The sequence below is a fragment of the Escherichia sp. WS3227_2 genome (assembly GCF_046486495.1).
Lineage (GTDB): Bacteria > Pseudomonadota > Gammaproteobacteria > Enterobacterales > Enterobacteriaceae > Escherichia > Escherichia coli.
The window spans coordinates 151,819-172,513 of sequence record NZ_JBJQLG010000002.1; the positions used below are offsets into that span (position 1 = coordinate 151,819).

At 51.2% G+C, this 20,695-nt stretch carries 23 protein-coding genes and 1 other annotated feature; of the genes, 15 read left to right on the forward strand and 8 right to left on the reverse strand.

The window, feature by feature from the left end; genetic code table 11:
- Positions 1–31 precede the first annotated feature (31 nt).
- Positions 32–358, forward strand: a complete 327-nt coding sequence (gene trpR, locus ACJHXB_RS04170) for a trp operon repressor (RefSeq protein WP_000068678.1) — start codon at positions 32–34, stop codon at positions 356–358.
- Here the strand turns inward: trpR and yjjX are convergent.
- Positions 352–867 (reverse strand): inosine/xanthosine triphosphatase, encoded by a 516-nt coding sequence (yjjX, locus tag ACJHXB_RS04175; RefSeq protein WP_001389639.1) that lies wholly within the window; start codon positions 865–867, stop codon positions 352–354. The genes trpR and yjjX overlap by 7 nt on opposite strands.
- Before the next feature lie 51 nt (positions 868–918).
- On the opposite strand from yjjX, the gene gpmB reads away from it, so the two are divergent.
- Positions 919–1,566: a 2,3-diphosphoglycerate-dependent phosphoglycerate mutase GpmB gene (gpmB, locus tag ACJHXB_RS04180; protein ID WP_000942344.1), complete on the forward strand. Its 648-nt coding sequence runs from the start codon at positions 919–921 to the stop codon at positions 1,564–1,566.
- Here gpmB and robA read toward each other — a convergent pair.
- Positions 1,563–2,432 (reverse strand): MDR efflux pump AcrAB transcriptional activator RobA, encoded by an 870-nt coding sequence (gene robA / locus ACJHXB_RS04185; protein ID WP_000371666.1) that lies wholly within the window; start codon positions 2,430–2,432, stop codon positions 1,563–1,565. The genes gpmB and robA overlap by 4 nt on opposite strands.
- Before the next feature lie 210 nt (positions 2,433–2,642).
- Between robA and creA the strand changes: the two genes are divergently transcribed.
- Genes creA through creD form a run of 4 tightly spaced genes read left to right on the forward strand, consistent with a single transcriptional unit; the run spans position 2,643 to position 6,652 of the window.
- Positions 2,643–3,116: a protein CreA gene (gene creA / locus ACJHXB_RS04190; protein ID WP_000875487.1), complete on the forward strand. Its 474-nt coding sequence runs from the start codon at positions 2,643–2,645 to the stop codon at positions 3,114–3,116.
- 12 nt (positions 3,117–3,128) lie between these two features.
- Positions 3,129–3,818 (forward strand): two-component system response regulator CreB, encoded by a 690-nt coding sequence (gene creB / locus ACJHXB_RS04195; protein ID WP_000554505.1) that lies wholly within the window; start codon positions 3,129–3,131, stop codon positions 3,816–3,818.
- Positions 3,818–5,242: a two-component system sensor histidine kinase CreC gene (creC, locus tag ACJHXB_RS04200; RefSeq protein ID WP_001219574.1), complete on the forward strand. Its 1,425-nt coding sequence runs from the start codon at positions 3,818–3,820 to the stop codon at positions 5,240–5,242. The genes creB and creC overlap by 1 nt, the downstream gene beginning before the upstream one ends.
- Positions 5,243–5,299: 57 nt before the next feature.
- Positions 5,300–6,652, forward strand: coding sequence for a cell envelope integrity protein CreD (creD, locus tag ACJHXB_RS04205; protein WP_000920291.1), 1,353 nt, complete (start codon positions 5,300–5,302; stop codon positions 6,650–6,652).
- A gap of 58 nt (positions 6,653–6,710) precedes the next feature.
- Here creD and arcA read toward each other — a convergent pair whose 3' ends face one another.
- Entirely contained in the window at positions 6,711–7,427 is a 717-nt protein-coding gene (arcA, locus tag ACJHXB_RS04210; protein ID WP_001194358.1) for a two-component system response regulator ArcA, read from the reverse strand.
- Between the two features lie 95 nt (positions 7,428–7,522).
- On the opposite strand from arcA, the gene yjjY reads away from it, so the two are divergent.
- From yjjY to ACJHXB_RS04245, 7 genes are all read left to right on the forward strand, one after another.
- Positions 7,523–7,663 (forward strand): protein YjjY, encoded by a 141-nt coding sequence (gene yjjY, locus ACJHXB_RS04215; RefSeq protein WP_001303782.1) that lies wholly within the window; start codon positions 7,523–7,525, stop codon positions 7,661–7,663.
- A 399-nt stretch (positions 7,664–8,062) separates the two neighbouring features.
- Complete coding sequence (locus ACJHXB_RS04220) at positions 8,063–8,749, forward strand: tRNA/rRNA methyltransferase (RefSeq protein ID WP_001223151.1); 687 nt, start codon at positions 8,063–8,065, stop codon at positions 8,747–8,749.
- A gap of 213 nt (positions 8,750–8,962) precedes the next feature.
- Entirely contained in the window at positions 8,963–9,028 is a 66-nt protein-coding gene (gene thrL, locus ACJHXB_RS04225; RefSeq protein ID WP_001386572.1) for a thr operon leader peptide, read from the forward strand.
- Positions 8,964–9,083: a sequence feature (Thr leader region), on the forward strand. (Overlaps the previous gene by 65 nt.)
- A gap of 25 nt (positions 9,084–9,108) precedes the next feature.
- Positions 9,109–11,571, forward strand: coding sequence for a bifunctional aspartate kinase/homoserine dehydrogenase I (gene thrA, locus ACJHXB_RS04230; RefSeq protein ID WP_001264703.1), 2,463 nt, complete (start codon positions 9,109–9,111; stop codon positions 11,569–11,571).
- A 1-nt stretch (position 11,572) separates the two neighbouring features.
- The gene (gene thrB / locus ACJHXB_RS04235) at positions 11,573–12,505 is read left to right on the forward strand and encodes a homoserine kinase (RefSeq protein WP_000241660.1); all 933 of its coding nucleotides are present in this window, start codon (positions 11,573–11,575) and stop codon (positions 12,503–12,505) included.
- Positions 12,506–13,792 (forward strand): threonine synthase, encoded by a 1,287-nt coding sequence (gene thrC, locus ACJHXB_RS04240; RefSeq protein WP_000781061.1) that lies wholly within the window; start codon positions 12,506–12,508, stop codon positions 13,790–13,792. It abuts the gene before it with no gap.
- A gap of 214 nt (positions 13,793–14,006) precedes the next feature.
- Positions 14,007–14,303, forward strand: coding sequence for a DUF2502 domain-containing protein (locus tag ACJHXB_RS04245; protein ID WP_000738734.1), 297 nt, complete (start codon positions 14,007–14,009; stop codon positions 14,301–14,303).
- Positions 14,304–14,342: 39 nt separating this feature from the next.
- Here the strand turns inward: ACJHXB_RS04245 and yaaA are convergent, their stop codons facing one another.
- Positions 14,343–15,119 carry a peroxide stress protein YaaA gene (gene yaaA, locus ACJHXB_RS04250; RefSeq protein WP_000906178.1) on the reverse strand — a complete coding sequence of 259 codons (777 nt, stop codon included), beginning with the start codon at positions 15,117–15,119 and terminating at the stop codon, positions 14,343–14,345.
- 69 nt (positions 15,120–15,188) lie between these two features.
- Complete coding sequence (locus ACJHXB_RS04255; RefSeq protein ID WP_001112575.1) at positions 15,189–16,619, reverse strand: alanine/glycine:cation symporter family protein; 1,431 nt, start codon at positions 16,617–16,619, stop codon at positions 15,189–15,191.
- Between the two features lie 278 nt (positions 16,620–16,897).
- Here ACJHXB_RS04255 and tal point away from each other — a divergent pair, with 278 nt between their 5' ends.
- The gene (gene tal / locus ACJHXB_RS04260; RefSeq protein ID WP_000130187.1) at positions 16,898–17,851 is read left to right on the forward strand and encodes a transaldolase; all 954 of its coding nucleotides are present in this window, start codon (positions 16,898–16,900) and stop codon (positions 17,849–17,851) included.
- Between the two features lie 114 nt (positions 17,852–17,965).
- Entirely contained in the window at positions 17,966–18,553 is a 588-nt protein-coding gene (mog, locus tag ACJHXB_RS04265) for a molybdopterin adenylyltransferase (RefSeq protein WP_001094685.1), read from the forward strand.
- 34 nt (positions 18,554–18,587) lie between these two features.
- Here mog and satP read toward each other — a convergent pair whose 3' ends face one another.
- From satP to ACJHXB_RS04280, 3 genes are all read right to left on the reverse strand, one after another.
- Positions 18,588–19,154: an acetate uptake transporter gene (gene satP, locus ACJHXB_RS04270; RefSeq protein ID WP_000528541.1), complete on the reverse strand. Its 567-nt coding sequence runs from the start codon at positions 19,152–19,154 to the stop codon at positions 18,588–18,590.
- A gap of 148 nt (positions 19,155–19,302) precedes the next feature.
- Positions 19,303–20,016, reverse strand: coding sequence for an acidic protein MsyB (gene msyB, locus ACJHXB_RS04275; RefSeq protein ID WP_001102367.1), 714 nt, complete (start codon positions 20,014–20,016; stop codon positions 19,303–19,305).
- A 25-nt stretch (positions 20,017–20,041) separates the two neighbouring features.
- On the reverse strand, positions 20,042–20,446 hold the full coding sequence (locus tag ACJHXB_RS04280) for a DUF2541 family protein (protein WP_000843579.1): 405 nt from the start codon (positions 20,444–20,446) through the stop codon (positions 20,042–20,044).
- Positions 20,447–20,695: the final 249 nt, after the last annotated feature.

Consider the following 20,695-nt stretch of genomic DNA (forward strand, 5'->3'; position numbering starts at 1 on the left):
TTGCTTCCCCCGCTAACAATGGCGACATATTATGGCCCAACAATCACCCTATTCAGCAGCGATGGCAGAACAGCGTCACCAGGAGTGGTTACGTTTTGTCGACCTGCTTAAGAATGCCTACCAGAACGATCTCCATTTACCGTTGTTAAACCTGATGCTGACGCCAGATGAGCGCGAAGCGTTGGGGACTCGCGTGCGTATTGTCGAAGAGCTGTTGCGCGGCGAAATGAGCCAGCGTGAGTTAAAAAATGAACTCGGCGCGGGCATCGCGACGATTACGCGTGGATCTAATAGTCTGAAAGCCGCGCCCGTCGAGCTGCGCCAGTGGCTGGAAGAGGTGTTGCTGAAAGATCACTGATACACCGCATTATGAAACGGACTCAGCGCCAGGATCACCGCCTGGTGATAGACGCTGGCGCGGGTAAGTTTCCCGGCGGTAAACACGCCGATCGCCCCTTCCTTACGACCAATCTCATCAATACCGGTATAACGCGACATCACGGGACCGAGCGCCTCGCCTTCACGCACTTTCTGCAAAATCACCGCAGGTAACGGCAAAGTAGCCGAACGCGCCTCGCCGCGCTGGCTGGCGTTTTCAATCACCACCCAACTGAAGGTGCTGTCGCCATCAATGCCTGCTTCAATCGCCACCCAAAAATCAGCCTCTGGATGTAAACGGCGGGCATTTGCTACCCGATTTCGTGCGCCAGCGCGCGTTTCCTCACTGCCAAAGGGCTGTTCCGGTACACCGCTCTCGACGGCAACGGATGCAATATGGCAGGATCCTTCGCCGAAGATCTCGTGAAATGCCTGCAGAATGGCCTGAATTTTAGCGGGATTGGTGGTCGCACAGACAACTTGGTGCATAATCAGCATTACTCAGAAAATTAACGTTACAGCAGTATACGGAAAAAAAGCATGTTACAGGTATACCTAGTCCGCCACGGTGAAACGCAGTGGAACGCCGAGCGACGTATTCAGGGCCAGTCTGACAGCCCGCTGACCGCCAAAGGTGAGCAACAGGCGATGCAGGTGGCAACCCGTGCCAAAGAGCTTGGCATTACGCATATCATCAGTAGCGATTTAGGGCGCACCCGGCGTACGGCGGAAATCATCGCCCAGGCCTGCGGCTGTGACATCATCTTTGATTCTCGCCTGCGTGAATTAAACATGGGTGTGCTGGAAAAAAGACATATCGATTCTCTGACCGAAGAAGAAGAGAACTGGCGTCGGCAGCTGGTCAATGGCACCGTTGACGGGCGTATTCCTGAAGGCGAGTCAATGCAGGAGCTCAGCGATCGCGTCAATGCGGCACTGGAATCTTGCCGGGACTTACCGCAGGGAAGCCGACCGCTGCTGGTGAGCCATGGTATTGCACTGGGATGCCTGGTGAGTACGATTCTCGGATTACCAGCATGGGCAGAGCGTCGCTTACGTTTGCGTAACTGTTCTATTTCGCGCGTGGATTATCAGGAAAGCCTGTGGCTGGCGTCTGGCTGGGTCGTTGAAACCGCAGGGGACATCTCGCATCTGGACGCCCCTGCATTAGATGAGCTGCAGCGTTAACGACGGATCGGAATCAGTAGTTCACAGCGCAGATTAATTGGGCGATCTCCCGCTTTGGCATCTTCTGCCGGGTAGTATCGCTCAATATCCTGACCTTTACGGCGCGTCAGGTTGAGCATTGGCATGCACGTTCCGTATACCGTCAGGATAAACTCCTGCACGCCGGTTCCCAGACCTTCATAGGTAAACATCACATATTCGCCGCCCTGCAGCATCACCGGATGCCCCGTCAGTACATAGCCATCTGCCTGATCCTGGGCTAACGCGGTGGTATAGAATACTTCTTGTTCGTCGTCTTTATCCTGACTCGGACGCGTTTCATTCAGGCCGTAGAGCACCGGCGGAATGGTCGGCGCGTTGCCGAGAAAATCGTGCCAGAACTGATAACGCATTTCATGGCGGAAATCAGAGATTTGCTCCAGCGAACAGGAGTAGCTCTGGGTAACACCAATCAGCGGCGTATCTTCCAGGGTGACAAATTTGTGCTCTGGCATAGTGAATTCACCCAGACGTAGCGGCGGGCGAATACCAAAGGCGCTCCATTCAGGAGAACGGCGGTAAAGTGCAGGAGTCTGGGCAAACTGCTTCTTGAATGCGCGGGTAAATGTCTGTTGAGAGTCGAAGCGGTATTGCAGCGCGATGTCCAGAATCGGACGCGCAGTCAGGCGTAGTGCGACCGCCGATTTCGACAAACGACGAGCACGAATATACGCGCCAATAGCATGGCCAGTGACATCTTTAAACATTCTCTGTAAGTGCCACTTGGAATAACCTGCTTTCGCCGCTACATTGTCGAGCGACAGGGGCTGATCCAGATGACCTTCCAGCCAGATTAAAAGGTCGCGAATAATGCCGGCCTGATCCATAAAATATCCTCATCCTTTCAACAACGAGCACCTGACATCAGGTAATTGGATAATAGCATTTTTTGCTGTTTTAGCATTCAGTGTTTTTTTCTTAGTAGAGTATGTTTTAGGACTTGACGGAAATAAAAGTATTGAGATTTTGTTCTTAATCAATATGTTATTTACCGTGACGAACTAATTGCTCGTGTAATAGATAAAAATGGTAACAATATGAAATACAAGCATTTGATCCTGTCTTTAAGCCTGATAATGCTGGGGCCATTGGCTCATGCAGAAGAGATTGGTTCGGTCGACACCGTATTTAAAATGATCGGCCCGGATCACAAAATTGTTGTGGAAGCCTTTGACGATCCCGATGTGAAAAATGTCACCTGTTATGTGAGCCGGGCGAAAACCGGTGGTATTAAAGGGGGATTGGGCCTGGCAGAAGATACCTCCGATGCGGCCATTTCTTGTCAGCAAGTCGGGCCGATTGAACTTTCGGATCGTATTAAAAACGGCAAAGCTCAGGGCGAGGTAGTATTCAAAAAACGCACGTCCCTGGTCTTTAAGTCGTTACAGGTCGTGCGCTTTTATGACGCCAAACGCAACGCGCTCGCTTATCTGGCTTACTCCGACAAAGTTGTAGAAGGTTCGCCGAAAAACGCGATTAGCGCGGTTCCTGTCATGCCGTGGCGGCAATAACAGAGGCGATTTATGCATCGGGAAACGGTCTGGTTAGTGGAAGATGAGCAAGGGATAGCCGACACGCTGGTCTACATGTTGCAGCAGGAAGGTTTTGCCGTCGAGGTCTTTGAGCGAGGCTTGCCGGTGCTGGATAAAGCTCGCCAGCAGGTTCCCGATGTCATGATTCTCGACGTTGGTCTGCCGGATATTAGCGGCTTTGAATTGTGCCGCCAGTTACTGGCGCTCCATCCGGCGTTACCTGTACTGTTCCTGACGGCCCGAAGTGAAGAGGTCGATCGCCTGCTTGGGCTGGAAATTGGCGCTGACGACTATGTGGCTAAACCGTTTTCACCCCGCGAAGTGTGCGCCAGGGTGCGCACCTTACTGCGTCGGGTGAAGAAGTTCTCGACGCCGTCTCCCGTCATCCATATTGGTCATTTTGAATTGAATGAACCCGCGGCGCAGATCAGCTGGTTTGACACGCCATTAACGCTGACGCGGTATGAGTTTTTATTGCTGAAGACGTTACTCAAGTCGCCAGGCCGCGTCTGGTCCCGCCAGCAACTGATGGATAGCGTGTGGGAAGATGCACAGGACACCTACGATCGCACCGTCGATACCCACATTAAAACGTTGCGTGCCAAGCTGCGCGCCATCAACCCCGATCTTTCACCGATTAATACTCATCGCGGCATGGGATATAGCCTGAGGGGCCTGTAATGCGTATCGGCATGCGGTTGCTGCTGGGCTATTTTTTATTGGTGGCGGTGGCGGCCTGGTTCGTACTGGCTATTTTTGTCAAAGAAGTTAAACCGGGCGTGCGAAGAGCAACGGAGGGGACGTTGATCGACACCGCAACGTTGCTGGCGGAGCTGGCGCGTCCCGATTTGCTCTCTGGGGACCCAACGCATGGGCAACTGGCGCAGGCGTTTAATCAGCTACAACATCGCCCGTTTCGCGCCAATATCGGTGGCATTAACAAAGTGCGCAATGAATATCATGTCTATATGACCGATGCGCAGGGCAAAGTATTGTTCGATTCGGCAAATAAAGCCGTTGGACAGGATTATTCGCGCTGGAATGACGTCTGGCTAACGTTGCGTGGGCAGTATGGTGCGCGCAGCACGTTGCAAAATCCTGCCGATCCCGAAAGTTCGGTGATGTATGTTGCCGCGCCGATTATGGACGGCTCGCGGCTTATTGGCGTTTTGAGCGTAGGCAAACCGAACGCGGCGATGGCTCCGGTCATTAAGCGCAGCGAGCGGCGAATTTTATGGGCCAGCGCCATTTTGTTGGGGATTGCACTGGTGATTGGCGCAGGCATAGTTTGGTGGATCAACCGCTCCATTGCCCGGCTCACTCGCTATGCTGATTCCGTCACTGACAATAAGCCCGTTCCTCTCCCCGATCTCGGTAGTAGCGAGCTGCGTAAACTCGCGCAGGCGCTGGAAAGTATGCGCGTGAAGCTGGAAGGGAAAAACTATATTGAGCAGTATGTTTACGCATTAACTCATGAGCTAAAAAGCCCACTGGCGGCGATTCGTGGCGCGGCGGAAATTTTACGCGAAGGTCCGCCGCCGGAAGTGGTGGCTCGTTTTACTGACAACATTCTGACGCAAAATGCGCGTATGCAGGCATTGGTAGAAACGTTACTACGCCAGGCAAGACTGGAGAATCGTCAGGAAGTCGTTCTGACTGCTGTTGATGTGGCGGCATTATTCCGCCGCGTCAGCGAAGCGCGCACCGTGCAGTTGGCAGAAAAAAACATCACTCTACATGTTACGCCCACCGAGGTTAACGTTGCTGCTGAACCGGCGTTACTGGAGCAGGCTCTGGGGAATTTACTGGATAACGCCATCGATTTTACCCCCGAGAGCGGTTGCATCATGCTAAGCGCCGAAGTGGAGCAGGAACACGTCACGCTTAAGGTGCTGGATACCGGTAGTGGTATTCCTGACTACGCGCTTTCACGTATTTTTGAACGCTTTTACTCTTTGCCTCGTGCAAATGGGCAAAAAAGCAGCGGTCTGGGGTTGGCGTTCGTCAGTGAGGTCGCCCGTTTGTTTAACGGCGAAGTCACGCTGCGCAACGTGCAGGAAGGTGGCGTGCTGGCCTCGCTTCGACTTCACCGTCACTTCACATAGCTTCAAATTCTTCCCACATAGCCTTCGTATCCTGCTGCCATTGCAAAGGAGAAGACTATGTTGAAATCCCCCCTGTTCTGGAAAATTACCACCCTGTTTGGTGCAGTATTGCTGTTGTTGATTCCGATAATGCTGATTCGGCAGGTGATTGTCGAACGTGCTGATTACCGTAGCGATGTGGAAGATGCGATTCGCCAAAGTACCAGCGGGCCGCAAAAACTCGTTGGGCCGCTCATCGCTATTCCTGTGACCGAGCTTTATACGGTGCAGGAAGAGGATAAAACCGTGGAGCGGAAACGAAGTTTTATCCATTTTTGGTTACCTGAGTCATTGATGGTTGATGGCAATCAGAACGTGGAAGAACGCAAGATAGGGATTTATACCGGTCAGGTCTGGCACAGTGATTTAACGCTAAAAGCTGATTTCGATGTTTCGCGTCTTAGCGAACTCAACGCGCCAAATATCACCTTAGGCAAGCCATTTATTGTGATTAGCGTCGGGGATGCGCGTGGTATTGGTGTGGTGAAAGCGCCTGAAGTTAACGGAACGGCGCTGACCATTGAACCCGGCACCGGGTTAGAGCAAGGCGGACAGGGCGTGCATATCCCTTTACCTGAAGGGGACTGGCGGAAGCAGAACCTGAAGCTGAATATGGCCCTGAATTTAAGCGGTACCGGCGATCTTTCTGTGGTGCCTGGCGGGCGTAATAGCGAAATGACCTTAACCAGCAACTGGCCGCATCCCAGTTTTTTAGGTGATTTTCTACCAGCCAAACGGGAAGTTAGCGAGTCAGGTTTTCAGGCGCACTGGCAAAGCAGCTGGTTTGCTAATAATCTCGGTGAGCGTTTTGCTTCAGGCAATGATACCGGCTGGGAAAACTTCCCGGCGTTTAGCGTCGCAGTAACGACGCCAGCCGATCAATACCAATTAACTGACCGGGCGACTAAGTACGCCATTCTGCTGATTGCACTGACTTTTATGGCGTTCTTTGTTTTTGAAACGCTCACCGCGCAACGTTTACACCCAATGCAATATTTGCTGGTGGGGCTTTCATTGGTGATGTTTTATTTGCTCTTGCTGGCGCTTTCTGAACATACCGGTTTTACCGTGGCATGGATAATCGCCAGTCTGATTGGGGCGATAATGAACGGTATTTATTTGCAGGCGGTATTGAAAGGTTGGTGCAACAGCATGTTGTTTACCCTCGCGCTGTTGTTGCTGGATGGTGTGATGTGGGGACTGCTCAACTCTGCCGATAGCGCGCTGTTGTTGGGAACCAGTGTGCTGGTGGTGGCGCTGGCCGGCATGATGTTTGTGACCCGTAATATCGACTGGTATGCGTTTTCACTGCCGAAAATGAAAGCCAGTAAAGAAGTTACAACGGACGATGAATTACGTATCTGGAAATAAGGTTGAAAAATAAAAACGGCGCTAAAAAGCGCCGTTTTTTTGACGGTGGTAAAGCCGATTAATCTTCCAGATCACCGCAGAAGCGATAACCTTCACCGTGAATGGTGGCGATGATTTCCGGCGTATCCGGCGTAGATTCGAAATGTTTACGAATACGGCGGATCGTCACGTCTACAGTACGGTCGTGCGGTTTCAGCTCACGGCCGGTCATTTTCTTCAGCAGTTCAGCACGGGACTGAATTTTGCCTGGGTTTTCACAGAAGTGAAGCATGGCGCGGAACTCGCTGCGCGGCAGCTTGTACTGTTCGCCATCTGGGCCGATCAACGAACGGCTGTTGATGTCCAGTTCCCAACCATTGAACTTGTAGCTTTCAACGCTACGACGTTCTTCGCTGACAGTACCCAGATTCATGGTACGGGACAGCAGGTTGCGTGCACGAATCGTCAGTTCACGCGGGTTGAACGGTTTGGTGATGTAGTCATCTGCACCGATTTCGAGGCCGAGAATTTTATCGACTTCGTTGTCACGGCCAGTCAGGAACATCAACGCAACATTCGCCTGCTCGCGCAGTTCACGCGCTAACAGAAGACCGTTCTTACCCGGCAGATTGATATCCATGATCACCAGGTTGATGTCATATTCAGAGAGGATCTGATGCATTTCCGCGCCATCTGTCGCTTCGAAAACATCATAGCCTTCCGCTTCGAAAATACTTTTCAACGTGTTGCGTGTTACCAACTCGTCTTCAACGATAAGAATGTGCGGGGTCTGCATGTTTGCTACCTAAATTGCCAACTAAATCGAAACAGGAAGTACAAAAGTCCCTGACCTGCCTGATGCATGCTGCAAATTAACATGATCGGCGTAACATGACTAAAGTACGTAATTGCGTTCTTGATGCACTTTCCATCAACGTCAACAACATCATTAGCTTGGTCGTGGGTACTTTCCCTCAGGACCCGACAGTGTCAAAAACGGCTGTCATCCTAACCATTTTAACAGCAACATAACAGGCTAAGAGGGGCCGGACACCCAATAAAACTACGCTTCGTTGACATATATCAAGTTCAATTGTAGCACGTTAACAGTTTGATGAAATCATCGTATCTAAATGCTAGCTTTCGTCACATTATTTTAATAATCCAACTAGTTGCATCATACAACTAATAAACGTGGTGAATCCAATTGTCGAGATTTATTTTTTATAAAATTATCCTAAGTAAACAGAAGGATATGTAGCATTTTTTAACAATTCAACCGTTAGTACAGTCAGGAAATAGTTTAGCTTTTTTTAAGCTAAGTAAAGGGCTTTTTCTGCGACTTACGTTAAGAATTTGTAAATTCGCACCGCGTAATAAGTTGACAGTGGTCACCCGGTTCGCGGTTATTTGAGCAAGAAGAGTGGCAATATGCGTATAACGATTATTCTGGTCGCACCCGCCAGAGCAGAAAATATTGGGGCAGCGGCGCGGGCAATGAAAACGATGGGGTTTAGCGAGCTGCGGATTGTCGATAGTCAGGCACACCTGGAGCCAGCCACCCGCTGGGTCGCACATGGATCTGGTGATATTATTGATAATATTAAAGTTTTCCCGACACTGGCTGAATCGTTACACGATGTCGATTTCACTGTTGCCACCACTGCGCGCAGTCGGGCGAAATATCATTACTACGCTACGCCAGTAGAACTGGTGCCGCTGTTAGAGGAAAAATCTTCATGGATGAGCCATGCCGCGTTGGTGTTTGGTCGCGAAGATTCCGGGTTGACTAACGAAGAGTTAGCGTTGGCTGACGTTCTTACTGGTGTGCCGATGGTGGCGGATTATCCTTCGCTCAATCTGGGGCAGGCGGTGATGGTCTATTGCTATCAATTAGCAACATTAATACAACAACCGGCGAAAAGTGACACAACGGCAGACCAACATCAACTGCAAGCTTTACGCGAACGAGCCATGGCATTGCTGACGACTCTGGCAGTGGCAGATGACATAAAACTGGTCGACTGGTTACAACAACGCCTGGGGCTTTTAGAGCAACGAGACACAGCAATGTTGCACCGTTTGCTGCATGATATTGAAAAAAATATCACCAAATAAAAAACGCCTTAGTAAGTATTTTTCAGCTTTTCATTCTGACTGCAACGGGCAATATGTCTCTGTGTGGATTAAAAAAAGAGTCTCTGACAGCAGCTTCTGAACTGGTTACCTGCCGTGAGTAAATTAAAATTTTATTGACTTAGGTCACTAAATACTTTAACCAATATAGGCATAGCGCACAGACAGATAAAAATTACAGAGTACACAACATCCATGAAACGCATTAGCACCACCATTACCACCACCATCACCATTACCACAGGTAACGGTGCGGGCTGACGCGTACAGGAAACACAGAAAAAAGCCCGCACCTGACAGTGCGGGCTTTTTTTTCGACCAAAGGTAACGAGGTAACAACCATGCGAGTGTTGAAGTTCGGCGGTACATCAGTGGCAAATGCAGAACGTTTTCTGCGGGTTGCCGATATTCTGGAAAGCAATGCCAGGCAGGGGCAGGTGGCCACCGTCCTCTCTGCCCCCGCCAAAATCACCAACCACCTGGTGGCGATGATTGAAAAAACCATTAGCGGCCAGGATGCTTTACCCAATATCAGCGATGCCGAACGTATTTTTGCCGAACTTCTGACGGGACTCGCCGCCGCCCAGCCGGGATTCCCGCTGGCGCAACTGAAAACTTTCGTCGACCAGGAATTTGCCCAAATAAAACATGTCCTGCATGGCATTAGTTTGTTGGGGCAGTGCCCGGATAGCATCAACGCTGCGCTGATTTGCCGTGGCGAGAAAATGTCGATCGCCATTATGGCCGGCGTGTTAGAAGCGCGTGGTCACAACGTTACCGTTATCGATCCGGTCGAAAAACTGCTGGCAGTGGGGCATTACCTCGAATCTACCGTCGATATTGCTGAGTCCACCCGCCGTATTGCGGCAAGCCGCATTCCTGCTGATCACATGGTGCTGATGGCAGGTTTCACCGCCGGTAATGAAAAAGGCGAACTGGTGGTGCTTGGACGCAACGGTTCCGACTACTCCGCGGCGGTGCTGGCTGCCTGTTTACGCGCCGATTGTTGCGAGATTTGGACGGACGTTGACGGGGTCTATACCTGCGACCCGCGTCAGGTGCCCGATGCGAGGTTGTTGAAGTCGATGTCCTACCAGGAAGCGATGGAGCTTTCCTACTTCGGCGCTAAAGTTCTTCACCCCCGCACAATTACCCCCATCGCCCAGTTCCAGATCCCTTGCCTGATTAAAAATACCGGAAATCCTCAAGCACCAGGTACGCTCATTGGTGCCAGCCGTGATGAAGACGAATTACCGGTCAAGGGCATTTCCAATCTGAATAACATGGCAATGTTCAGCGTTTCTGGTCCGGGGATGAAAGGGATGGTCGGCATGGCGGCGCGCGTCTTTGCAGCGATGTCACGCGCCCGTATTTCCGTGGTGCTGATTACGCAATCATCTTCCGAATACAGTATCAGTTTCTGCGTTCCACAAAGCGACTGTGTGCGAGCTGAACGGGCAATGCAGGAAGAGTTCTACCTGGAACTGAAAGAAGGCTTACTGGAGCCGCTGGCGGTGACGGAACGGCTGGCCATTATCTCGGTGGTAGGTGATGGTATGCGCACCTTGCGTGGGATCTCGGCGAAATTCTTTGCCGCGCTGGCCCGCGCCAATATCAACATTGTCGCCATTGCTCAGGGATCTTCTGAACGCTCAATCTCTGTCGTGGTAAATAACGATGATGCGACCACTGGCGTGCGCGTTACTCATCAGATGCTGTTCAATACCGATCAGGTTATCGAAGTGTTTGTGATTGGCGTCGGTGGCGTTGGCGGTGCGCTGCTGGAGCAACTGAAGCGTCAGCAAAGCTGGCTGAAGAATAAACATATCGACTTACGTGTCTGTGGTGTTGCCAACTCGAAGGCTCTGCTCACCAATGTACATGGCCTTAATCTGGAAAACTGGCAGGAAGAACTGGCGCAAGCCAAAGAGCCGTTTAATCTCGGGCGCTTAATTCGCCTCGTGAAAGAATATCATCTGTTGAACCCGGTCATTGTTGACTGCACCTCCAGCCAGGCAGTGGCGGATCAATATGCCGACTTCCTGCGCGAAGGTTTCCACGTTGTTACGCCGAACAAAAAGGCTAACACCTCGTCGATGGATTACTACCATCTGTTGCGTCATGCGGCGGAAAAATCGCGGCGTAAATTCCTCTATGACACCAACGTTGGGGCTGGATTACCGGTTATTGAGAACCTGCAAAATCTGCTCAATGCAGGTGATGAATTGATGAAGTTCTCCGGCATTCTTTCTGGTTCGCTTTCTTATATCTTCGGCAAGTTAGACGAAGGCATGAGTTTCTCCGAGGCGACCACGCTGGCGCGGGAAATGGGTTATACCGAACCGGACCCGCGAGATGATCTTTCTGGTATGGATGTGGCGCGTAAACTATTGATTCTCGCTCGTGAAACGGGACGTGAACTGGAGCTGGCGGATATTGAAATTGAACCTGTGCTGCCTGCTGAGTTTAACGCCGAGGGTGATGTTACCGCTTTTATGGCGAATCTGTCACAGCTCGACGATCTCTTTGCCGCGCGCGTGGCGAAGGCCCGTGATGAAGGAAAAGTTTTACGCTATGTTGGCAATATTGATGAAGATGGCGTCTGTCGCGTGAAGATTGCCGAAGTGGATGGTAATGATCCGCTGTTCAAAGTGAAAAATGGCGAAAACGCCCTGGCCTTCTATAGCCACTATTATCAGCCGCTGCCGTTGGTGCTGCGCGGATATGGTGCGGGCAATGACGTTACAGCTGCCGGTGTTTTTGCCGATCTGCTACGTACCCTCTCATGGAAGTTAGGAGTCTGACATGGTTAAAGTTTATGCCCCGGCTTCCAGTGCCAATATGAGCGTCGGGTTTGATGTGCTCGGGGCGGCGGTGACACCCGTTGATGGTGCATTGCTCGGAGATGTAGTCACGGTTGAGGCGGCAGAGACATTCAGTCTCAATAACCTCGGACGCTTTGCCGATAAGCTGCCGTCAGAACCTCGGGAAAATATCGTTTATCAGTGTTGGGAGCGTTTTTGCCAGGAGCTGGGTAAGCAAATTCCAGTGGCGATGACCCTGGAAAAGAATATGCCGATCGGTTCGGGCTTAGGCTCCAGCGCCTGTTCAGTGGTCGCGGCGCTGATGGCGATGAATGAACACTGCGGCAAGCCGCTTAATGACACCCGTTTGCTGGCTTTGATGGGCGAGCTGGAAGGGCGTATCTCCGGCAGCATTCATTACGACAACGTGGCACCGTGTTTTCTTGGTGGTATGCAGTTAATGATCGAAGAAAACGACATCATCAGCCAGCAAGTGCCAGGGTTTGATGAGTGGCTGTGGGTGCTGGCGTATCCGGGGATTAAAGTCTCGACGGCAGAAGCCAGGGCTATTTTACCGGCACAGTATCGCCGCCAGGATTGCATTGCGCACGGGCGACATCTGGCAGGCTTCATTCACGCCTGCTATTCCCGTCAGCCTGAGCTTGCCGCGAAGCTGATGAAAGATGTTATCGCTGAACCCTACCGTGAACGGTTACTGCCTGGTTTCCGGCAGGCGCGGCAGGCGGTCGCGGAAATCGGCGCGGTAGCGAGCGGTATCTCCGGCTCCGGCCCGACTTTGTTCGCTCTGTGTGACAAGCCGGATACCGCCCAGCGCGTTGCCGACTGGTTGGGTAAGAACTACCTGCAAAATCAGGAAGGTTTTGTTCATATTTGCCGGCTGGATACGGCGGGCGCACGAGTACTGGAAAACTAAATGAAACTCTACAATCTGAAAGATCACAATGAGCAGGTCAGCTTTGCGCAAGCCGTAACCCAGGGGTTGGGCAAAAATCAGGGGCTGTTTTTCCCGCACGACCTGCCGGAATTCAGCCTGACTGAAATTGATGAGATGCTGAAGCTGGATTTTGTCACCCGCAGTGCGAAGATCCTCTCGGCGTTTATTGGTGATGAAATCCCGCAGGAAATCCTGGAAGAGCGCGTACGCGCGGCGTTTGCCTTCCCGGCTCCGGTCGCCAATGTTGAAAGCGATGTCGGTTGTCTGGAGTTGTTCCACGGGCCAACGCTGGCATTTAAAGATTTCGGCGGTCGCTTTATGGCACAAATGCTGACCCATATTGCGGGCGATAAGCCAGTGACCATTCTGACCGCGACCTCCGGTGATACCGGAGCGGCAGTGGCTCATGCTTTCTACGGTTTGCCGAATGTGAAAGTGGTTATCCTCTATCCACGAGGCAAAATCAGTCCACTGCAAGAAAAACTGTTCTGTACATTGGGCGGCAATATTGAAACTGTTGCCATCGACGGCGATTTCGATGCCTGTCAGGCGCTGGTGAAGCAGGCGTTTGATGATGAAGAACTGAAAGTGGCGCTGGGGTTAAACTCTGCTAACTCCATTAACATCAGCCGTTTGCTGGCGCAGATTTGCTACTACTTTGAAGCCGTGGCGCAGTTGCCGCAGGAAGCGCGCAACCAGCTGGTTGTCTCGGTGCCGAGCGGTAACTTCGGCGATTTGACGGCGGGCCTGCTGGCGAAATCTCTTGGCCTGCCGGTGAAGCGTTTTATCGCTGCCACTAACGTGAACGATACCGTGCCGCGTTTCCTGCACGACGGGCAGTGGTCACCCAAAGCGACTCAGGCGACGTTATCCAACGCGATGGACGTGAGTCAACCGAACAACTGGCCGCGTGTGGAAGAGTTGTTCCGCCGCAAAATTTGGCAACTGAAAGAGCTGGGTTATGCAGCCGTAGATGATGAAACCACGCAACAGACAATGCGTGAGTTAAAAGAACTGGGCTATACCTCGGAGCCGCACGCTGCCGTAGCTTATCGTGCACTGCGTGACCAGTTGCATCCAGGCGAATATGGCTTGTTCCTCGGCACCGCGCATCCGGCGAAATTTAAAGAGAGCGTGGAAGCGATTCTCGGTGAAACGTTGGATCTGCCAAAAGAGCTGGCAGAACGTGCTGATTTACCCTTGCTTTCGCATAATCTGCCCGCCGATTTTGCTGCGTTGCGTAAATTGATGATGAATCATCAGTAACATCTATTCATTATCTCAATCAGGCCGGGTTTGCTTTTATACAGCCCGGCTTTTTTAATGAAGAAAATATGGAGAAAAACGACAGGGAAAAAGGAGAAATTCTCAATAAATGCGGTAACTTAGAGATTAGGATTGCGGAGAATAACAACTGCCGTTCTCATCGCGTAATCTCCGGATATCGACCCATAACGGGCAATGATAAAAGGAGTAACCTGTGAAAAAGATGCAATCTATCGTACTCGCACTTTCCCTGGTTCTGGTCGCTCCCATGGCAGCGCAGGCTGCGGAAATTACGTTAGTCCCGTCAGTAAAATTACAGATAGGCGATCGTGATAATCGTGGCTATTACTGGGATGGCGGTCACTGGCGCGACCACGGCTGGTGGAAACAACATTATGAATGGCGAGGCAATCGCTGGCACCCATATGGACCGCCGCCATCGCCGCGCCATAACAAGCACAATGATCATCGTGGCGATCATCGTCCGGGGCCTGACAAACATCATCGCTAAATATCAATGCCGGATTGCCATCCGGCATTGACTGCAAACTTAACGCTGCTCGTAGCGTTTAAACACCAGTTCGCCGTTGCTGGAGGAAGCTTCATCAAAGAAGTAACCTTCGCTATTAAAACCAGTCAGTTGCTCTGGTTTGGTCAGCCGATTTTCAATAATGAAACGACTCATCAGACCGCGTGCTTTCTTAGCGTAGAAGCTGATGATCTTAAATTTGCCGTTCTTCTCATCGAGGAACACCGGCTTGATAATCTCGGCATTCAATTTCTTCGGCTTCACCGATTTAAAATACTCATCTGACGCCAGATTTATCACCACATTATCGCCTTGTGCTGCGAGCGCCTCGTTCAGCTTGTTGGTGATGATATCTCCCCAGAATTGATACAGATCTTTCCCTCGGGCATTCTCAAGACGGATCCCCATTTCCAGACGATAAGGCTGCATTAAATCGAGCGGGCGCAGTACGCCATACAAGCCGGAAAGCATTCGCAAATGCTGTTGGGCAAAATCGAAATCGTCTTCGCTGAAGGTTTCGGCCTGCAAGCCGGTGTAGACATCACCTTTAAACGCCAGAATCGCCTGGCGGGCATTCTCCGGCGTGAAATCTGGCTGCCAGTCATGAAAGCGAGCGGCGTTGATACCCGCCAGTTTGTCGCTGATGCGCATCAGCGTGCTAATCTGCGGAGGCGTCAGTTTCCGCGCTTCATGGATCAACTGCTGGGAATTGTCTAACAGCTCCGGCAGCGTATAGCGCGTGGTGGGCAACGGGCTTTGGTAATCGAGCGTTTTCGCAGGTGAAATAAGAATCAGCATATCCAGTCCTTGCAGGAAATTTATGCCGACTTTAGCAAAAAAAGAGAATGAGTTGATCGATAGTTGTGATTACTCCTGCGAAACATCATCCCACGCGTCCGGAGAAAGCTGGCGACCGATATCCGGATAACGCAACGGATCAAACACCGGGCGCACGCCGAGTTTACGCTGGCGTAGATAATCACTGGCAATGGTATGAACCACAGGCGAGAGCAGTAATATGGCGGTCAAATTGGTAATAGCCATGCAGGCCATAATGATATCTGCCAGTTGCCACATCAGCGGAAGACTTAGCAAGGTGCCGCCGATGACCGTTGCGAAGGTGCAGATTCGCAGACACCAGATCGCTTTAGGGTTGTTCAGACGTAAGAAGAAGAGATTGTTTTCGGCATAAATGTAGTTGGCAACGATGGAGCTGAAGGCAAACAGAATAACCACGAGGGTAACAAACTCCGCACCCCAGGAACCCATTAACACCCGCATCGCCTTCTGGATAAGCTGAATACCTTCCAGCGGCATGTAGGTTGTGCCGTTACCCGCCAGTAATATCAGCATGGCGCTTGCCGTACAGATGACCAGGGTGTCGATAAAAATGCCAATCATCTGGACAATTCCTTGCGCTGCGGGATGCGGAGGCCAGGACGCAGCCGCCGCTGCCGCGTTTGGCGTCGACCCCATTCCCGCCTCATTGGAAAACATACTGCGCTGAAAACCGTTAGTAATCGCCTGGCTTAAGGTATATCCCGCCGCGCCGCCTGCCGCTTCCTGCCAGCCAAAAGCACTCTCAAAAATAGACCAAATGACGTGGGGAAGTTGCCCGATATTCATTACGCAAATTACCAGGCTGGTCAGTACCCAGATTAACGCCATCAACGGGACAAACCCCTGCATGAGCCGGGCGACGCCATGAAGACCGCGAGTGATTGCCAGCAGAGCAAAGACAGCAAGAATAATGCCTGTCACCAGCGGAGGAAAATCAAAAGAAAAACTCAGGGCGCGGGCAACGGCGTTCGCCTGAACTCCGCTGAAAATTATGCCGTAGGCGATGAGCAAAAAGAGGGCGAACAGAACGCCCATCCAGCGCATCCCCAGCCCGCGCGCCATATACCATGCCGGTCCGCCACGAAACTGCCCATTAACGTCACGTTCTTTATAAAGTTGTGCAAGGGAACATTCGGCAAACGAGGTCGCCATGCCGATAAACGCGGCAACCCACATCCAGAAGACGGCTCCAGGTCCACCGGCGGTAATAGCCAGCGCAACGCCGGCCAGGTTGCCGCTACCCACGCGTGCCGCAAGACTGGTACACAATGACTGAAATGAGGTTAAACCGCCTGGCTGTGGATGAATGCTATTTTTAAGACTTTTGCCAAACTGGCGGATGTAGCGAAACTGCACAAATCCGGTGCGAAAAGTGAACCAACAACCTGCGCCGAAGAGCAGGTAAATCATTACCGATCCCCAAAGGACGCTGTTAATAAAGGAGAAAAAATCTGGCATGCATATCCCTCTTATTGCCGGTCGCGATGACTTTCCTGTGTAAACGTTACCAATTGTTTAAGAAGTATATACGCTACGAGGTACTTGATAACTTCTGCGTAGCATACATGAGGTTTTGTATAAAAATGGCGGGCGATATCAACGCAGTGTCAGAAATCTGAAACAGTCTCGCCTGGCGATAACCGTCTTGTCGGCGGTTGCGCTGACGTTGCGTCGTGATATCATCAGGGCAGACCGGTTACATCCCCCTAACAAGCTGTTTAAAGAGAAATACTATCATGACGGACAAATTGACCTCCCTTCGTCAGTACACCACCGTAGTGGCCGACACTGGGGACATCGCGGCAATGAAGCTGTATCAACCGCAGGATGCCACAACCAACCCTTCTCTCATTCTTAACGCAGCGCAGATTCCGGAATACCGTAAGTTGATTGATGATGCTGTCGCCTGGGCGAAACAGCAGAGCAACGATCGCGCGCAGCAGATCGTGGACGCGACCGACAAACTGGCAGTAAATATTGGTCTGGAAATCCTGAAACTGGTTCCGGGCCGTATCTCAACTGAAGTTGATGCGCGTCTTTCCTATGACACCGAAGCGTCAATTGCGAAAGCAAAACGCCTGATCAAACTCTACAACGATGCAGGGATTAGCAACGATCGTATTCTGATCAAACTGGCTTCTACCTGGCAGGGTATCCGTGCTGCAGAACAGCTGGAAAAAGAAGGTATCAACTGTAACCTGACCCTGCTGTTCTCCTTCGCTCAGGCTCGTGCTTGTGCGGAAGCAGGCGTGTTCCTGATCTCGCCATTTGTTGGCCGTATTCTTGACTGGTACAAAGCGAATACTGATAAGAAAGAGTACGCTCCGGCAGAAGATCCGGGCGTGGTTTCTGTATCTGAAATCTACCAGTACTACAAAGAGCACGGTTATGAAACCGTGGTTATGGGCGCAAGCTTCCGTAACATCGGCGAAATTCTGGAACTGGCAGGTTGCGACCGTCTGACCATCGCACCGGCACTGCTGAAAGAGCTGGCTGAGAGCGAAGGGGCTATCGAACGTAAACTGTCTTACACCGGCGAAGTGAAAGCGCGTCCGGCGCGTATCACTGAGTCCGAGTTCCTGTGGCAGCATAACCAGGATCCAATGGCAGTAGATAAACTGGCGGAAGGTATCCGTAAGTTTGCTGTTGACCAGGAAAAACTGGAAAAAATGATCGGCGATCTGCTGTAATCATTCTTAGCGTGACCGGGAAGTCGGTCACGCTACCTCTTCTGAAGCCTGTCTGTCACTCCCTTCGCAGTGTATCATTCTGTTTAACGAGACTGTTTAAACGGAAAAATCTTGATGAATACTTTACGTATTGGCTTAGTTTCCATCTCTGATCGCGCATCCAGCGGCGTTTATCAGGATAAAGGCATCCCTGCGTTGGAAGAATGGCTGACATCGGCGCTAACCACGCCGTTTGAACTGGAAACCCGCTTAATCCCCGACGAGCAGGCGATCATCGAGCAAACGTTGTGTGAGCTGGTGGATGAAATGAGTTGCCATCTGGTGCTCACCACGGGCGGAACTGGCCCGGCGCGTCGTGACGTAACGCCCGATGCGACGCTGGCAGTAGCGGACCGCGAGATGCCAGGCTTTGGTGAACAGATGCGCCAGATCAGCCTGCATTTTGTACCAACTGCGATCCTTTCGCGTCAGGTGGGCGTGATTCGCAAACAGGCGCTGATCCTTAACTTACCCGGTCAGCCGAAGTCTATTAAAGAGACGCTGGAAGGTGTAAAGGACGCTGAGGGTAACGTTGTGGTGCACGGTATTTTTGCCAGCGTACCGTACTGCATTCAGTTGCTGGAAGGGCCATACGTTGAAACGGCACCGGAAGTGGTTGCTGCATTCAGACCGAAGAGTGCAAGACGCGAAGTTAGCGAATAAAAAAATCCCCCCGAGCGGGGGGATCTCAAAACAATTAGTGCGATTCACCAATCGGCAGAACGGTGCGACCAAACTGCTCGTTCAGCACTTCACCCATCGCCAGATAGATTGCGCTGGCACCGCAGATCAGACCAATCCAGCCGGCAAAGTGGATGATCGCGGCATTACCGACAATGTTACCGATCGCCAGCAGGGCAAACAGCACGGTCAGGCTAAAGAAAACGAATTGCAGAACGCGTGCGCCTTTCAGCGTGCCGAAGAACATAAACAGCGTAAATACGCCCCACAGACCCAGGTAGACACCAAGGAACTGTGCATTTGGCGCATCGGTCAGACCCAGTTTCGGCATCAGCAGAATCGCAACCAGCGTCAGCCAGAAAGAACCGTAAGAGGTGAATGCGGTTAAACCGAAAGTGTTGCCTTTTTTGTACTCCAGCAGACCAGCAAAAATTTGCGCGATGCCGCCGTAGAAAATGCCCATTGCAAGAATAATACCGTCAAGAGCGAAATAACCCACGTTGTGCAGGTTAAGCAGAATGGTGGTCATGCCGAAGCCCATCAGGCCCAGCGGTGCCGGATTAGCCAACTTAGTGTTGCCCATAATTCCTCAAAAATCATCATCGAATGAATGGTGAAATAATTTCCCTGAATAACTGTAGTGTTTTCAGGGCGCGGCATAATAATCAGCCAGTGGGGCAGTGTCTACGATCTTTTGAAGGGAAAATGAAAATTTTCCCCGGTTTCCGGTATCAGACCTGAGTGGCACTAACCATCCGGCGCAGGCAGGCGATTTGCAGTACGGCTGGAATCGTCACGCGATAGGCGCTGCCGCTGACCGCTTTAACCCCATTTAGTGCCGCGCCTACAGGGCCTCCCAGCCCCGCGCCGCGCAGCAAACCATGCCCAAGTACGCTCATTGCTGCGTGGGTGCGTAAAATGCGGGTCAATTGGCTGGAAAGCAAATGCGACACGCCTTTTGCCAATAATTTGTCTTTCATCAGCAGCGGCAGCAGCTCTTCCAGCTCATTCACCCTGGCATCGACCGCGTGCAGAAACTCCTGCTTATGTTCCTCGTCCATTTTCTTCCAGGTATTACGCAGAAATTGTTCCAGTAACTGTTGCTCAATTTCAAACGTAGACATCTCTTTGTCGGCTTTCAGCTTCAATCGTTTTGAAACATCGAGCAAAATGGCCCGATACAATTTACCGTGTCCGCGCAATTTGTTGGCGATACTATCGCCACCAAAATGTTGTAATTCTCCGGCAATCAGCTGCCAGTTGCGGCGGTGTTGCTCGGGATGTCCTTCCATCGATTTAAACAGTTCGTTGCGCATCAGTACGCTGGAGAGGCGAGTTTTGCCTTTTTCATTATGGGTGAGCAGCCGGGCGAAATTTGCCAATTGTTCCTCACTACAATGCTGGAGAAAATCCAGATCTGAATCATTCAGGTAATTAACATTCATTTTTTGTGGCTTCTATATTCTGGCGTTAGTCGTCGCCGATAATTTTCAGCGTGGCCATATCCGATGAGTTCACCGTATGGCCGGAAAAGGTGATTTTTGAGACGCAGCGTTTATTGTCGTTATCGCTGTTAATGTTGATCCAGTCAGTGGTTTGCCCTTCTTTTATTTCTGAAGGAATATTCAGGCTCTGACTGGCGCTACGGGCGGCTTTGAAATAAACCGATGCACCGCTTAACTGCAAATCGCCATGGTCGGCAGTGAGTTGAATGCGTTTAACAATGCGACAAACAGGAAGTTTCAGCGCCAGATCGTTGGTTTCGTTACGCGGCATCGCAATGACGCCGAGGATTTTATGGTTGTTTGCCTGCGCCGTGCAGCACAGCAGCAGGCTAATCGCCAGGCTGGCGGAAAGCGTAAAAACGGATTTCATAAGGATTCTCTTAGTGGGGAGAGGTAGGGGATGAATACCCACTAGTTTACTGCTGATAAAGAGAAGATTCAGGTACGTAATATTTTCTTTTTATTACAATTTTTCTATGAATGTCTTGGCTGTCATTCATTCTCTATATGAATAAAATTGCTGTCAGTTTCGTGTCTTGTTCTGGCATATCGCGAAATTTCTGCGCAAAAGCACAAAAAATTTTTGCATCTCCCCCTTGATGACGTGGGTTACGACCCC

Bases quoted from the DNA above. Each gene is read 5' to 3' on its own strand.
- creC (WP_001219574.1), top strand. From the start codon at position 3,818: ATGCGTATCGGCATGCGGTTGCTGCTGGGCTATTTTTTATTGGTGGCG.
- trpR (WP_000068678.1), top strand. From the start codon at position 32: ATGGCCCAACAATCACCCTATTCAGCAGCGATGGCAGAACAGCGTCAC.
- creB (WP_000554505.1), top strand. From the start codon at position 3,129: ATGCATCGGGAAACGGTCTGGTTAGTGGAAGATGAGCAAGGGATAGCC.
- robA (WP_000371666.1), bottom strand. From the start codon at position 2,432: ATGGATCAGGCCGGCATTATTCGCGACCTTTTAATCTGGCTGGAAGGT.
- yaaA (WP_000906178.1), bottom strand. From the start codon at position 15,119: ATGCTGATTCTTATTTCACCTGCGAAAACGCTCGATTACCAAAGCCCG.
- thrB (WP_000241660.1), top strand. From the start codon at position 11,573: ATGGTTAAAGTTTATGCCCCGGCTTCCAGTGCCAATATGAGCGTCGGG.
- thrA (WP_001264703.1), top strand. From the start codon at position 9,109: ATGCGAGTGTTGAAGTTCGGCGGTACATCAGTGGCAAATGCAGAACGT.
- ACJHXB_RS04255 (WP_001112575.1), bottom strand. From the start codon at position 16,619: ATGCCAGATTTTTTCTCCTTTATTAACAGCGTCCTTTGGGGATCGGTA.
- satP (WP_000528541.1), bottom strand. From the start codon at position 19,154: ATGGGCAACACTAAGTTGGCTAATCCGGCACCGCTGGGCCTGATGGGC.
- ACJHXB_RS04280 (WP_000843579.1), bottom strand. From the start codon at position 20,446: ATGAAATCCGTTTTTACGCTTTCCGCCAGCCTGGCGATTAGCCTGCTG.
- msyB (WP_001102367.1), bottom strand. From the start codon at position 20,016: ATGAATGTTAATTACCTGAATGATTCAGATCTGGATTTTCTCCAGCAT.
- tal (WP_000130187.1), top strand. From the start codon at position 16,898: ATGACGGACAAATTGACCTCCCTTCGTCAGTACACCACCGTAGTGGCC.
- mog (WP_001094685.1), top strand. From the start codon at position 17,966: ATGAATACTTTACGTATTGGCTTAGTTTCCATCTCTGATCGCGCATCC.
- creA (WP_000875487.1), top strand. From the start codon at position 2,643: ATGAAATACAAGCATTTGATCCTGTCTTTAAGCCTGATAATGCTGGGG.
- thrC (WP_000781061.1), top strand. From the start codon at position 12,506: ATGAAACTCTACAATCTGAAAGATCACAATGAGCAGGTCAGCTTTGCG.
- gpmB (WP_000942344.1), top strand. From the start codon at position 919: ATGTTACAGGTATACCTAGTCCGCCACGGTGAAACGCAGTGGAACGCC.
- yjjY (WP_001303782.1), top strand. From the start codon at position 7,523: ATGACTAAAGTACGTAATTGCGTTCTTGATGCACTTTCCATCAACGTC.
- yjjX (WP_001389639.1), bottom strand. From the start codon at position 867: ATGCACCAAGTTGTCTGTGCGACCACCAATCCCGCTAAAATTCAGGCC.
- ACJHXB_RS04220 (WP_001223151.1), top strand. From the start codon at position 8,063: ATGCGTATAACGATTATTCTGGTCGCACCCGCCAGAGCAGAAAATATT.
- creD (WP_000920291.1), top strand. From the start codon at position 5,300: ATGTTGAAATCCCCCCTGTTCTGGAAAATTACCACCCTGTTTGGTGCA.
- arcA (WP_001194358.1), bottom strand. From the start codon at position 7,427: ATGCAGACCCCGCACATTCTTATCGTTGAAGACGAGTTGGTAACACGC.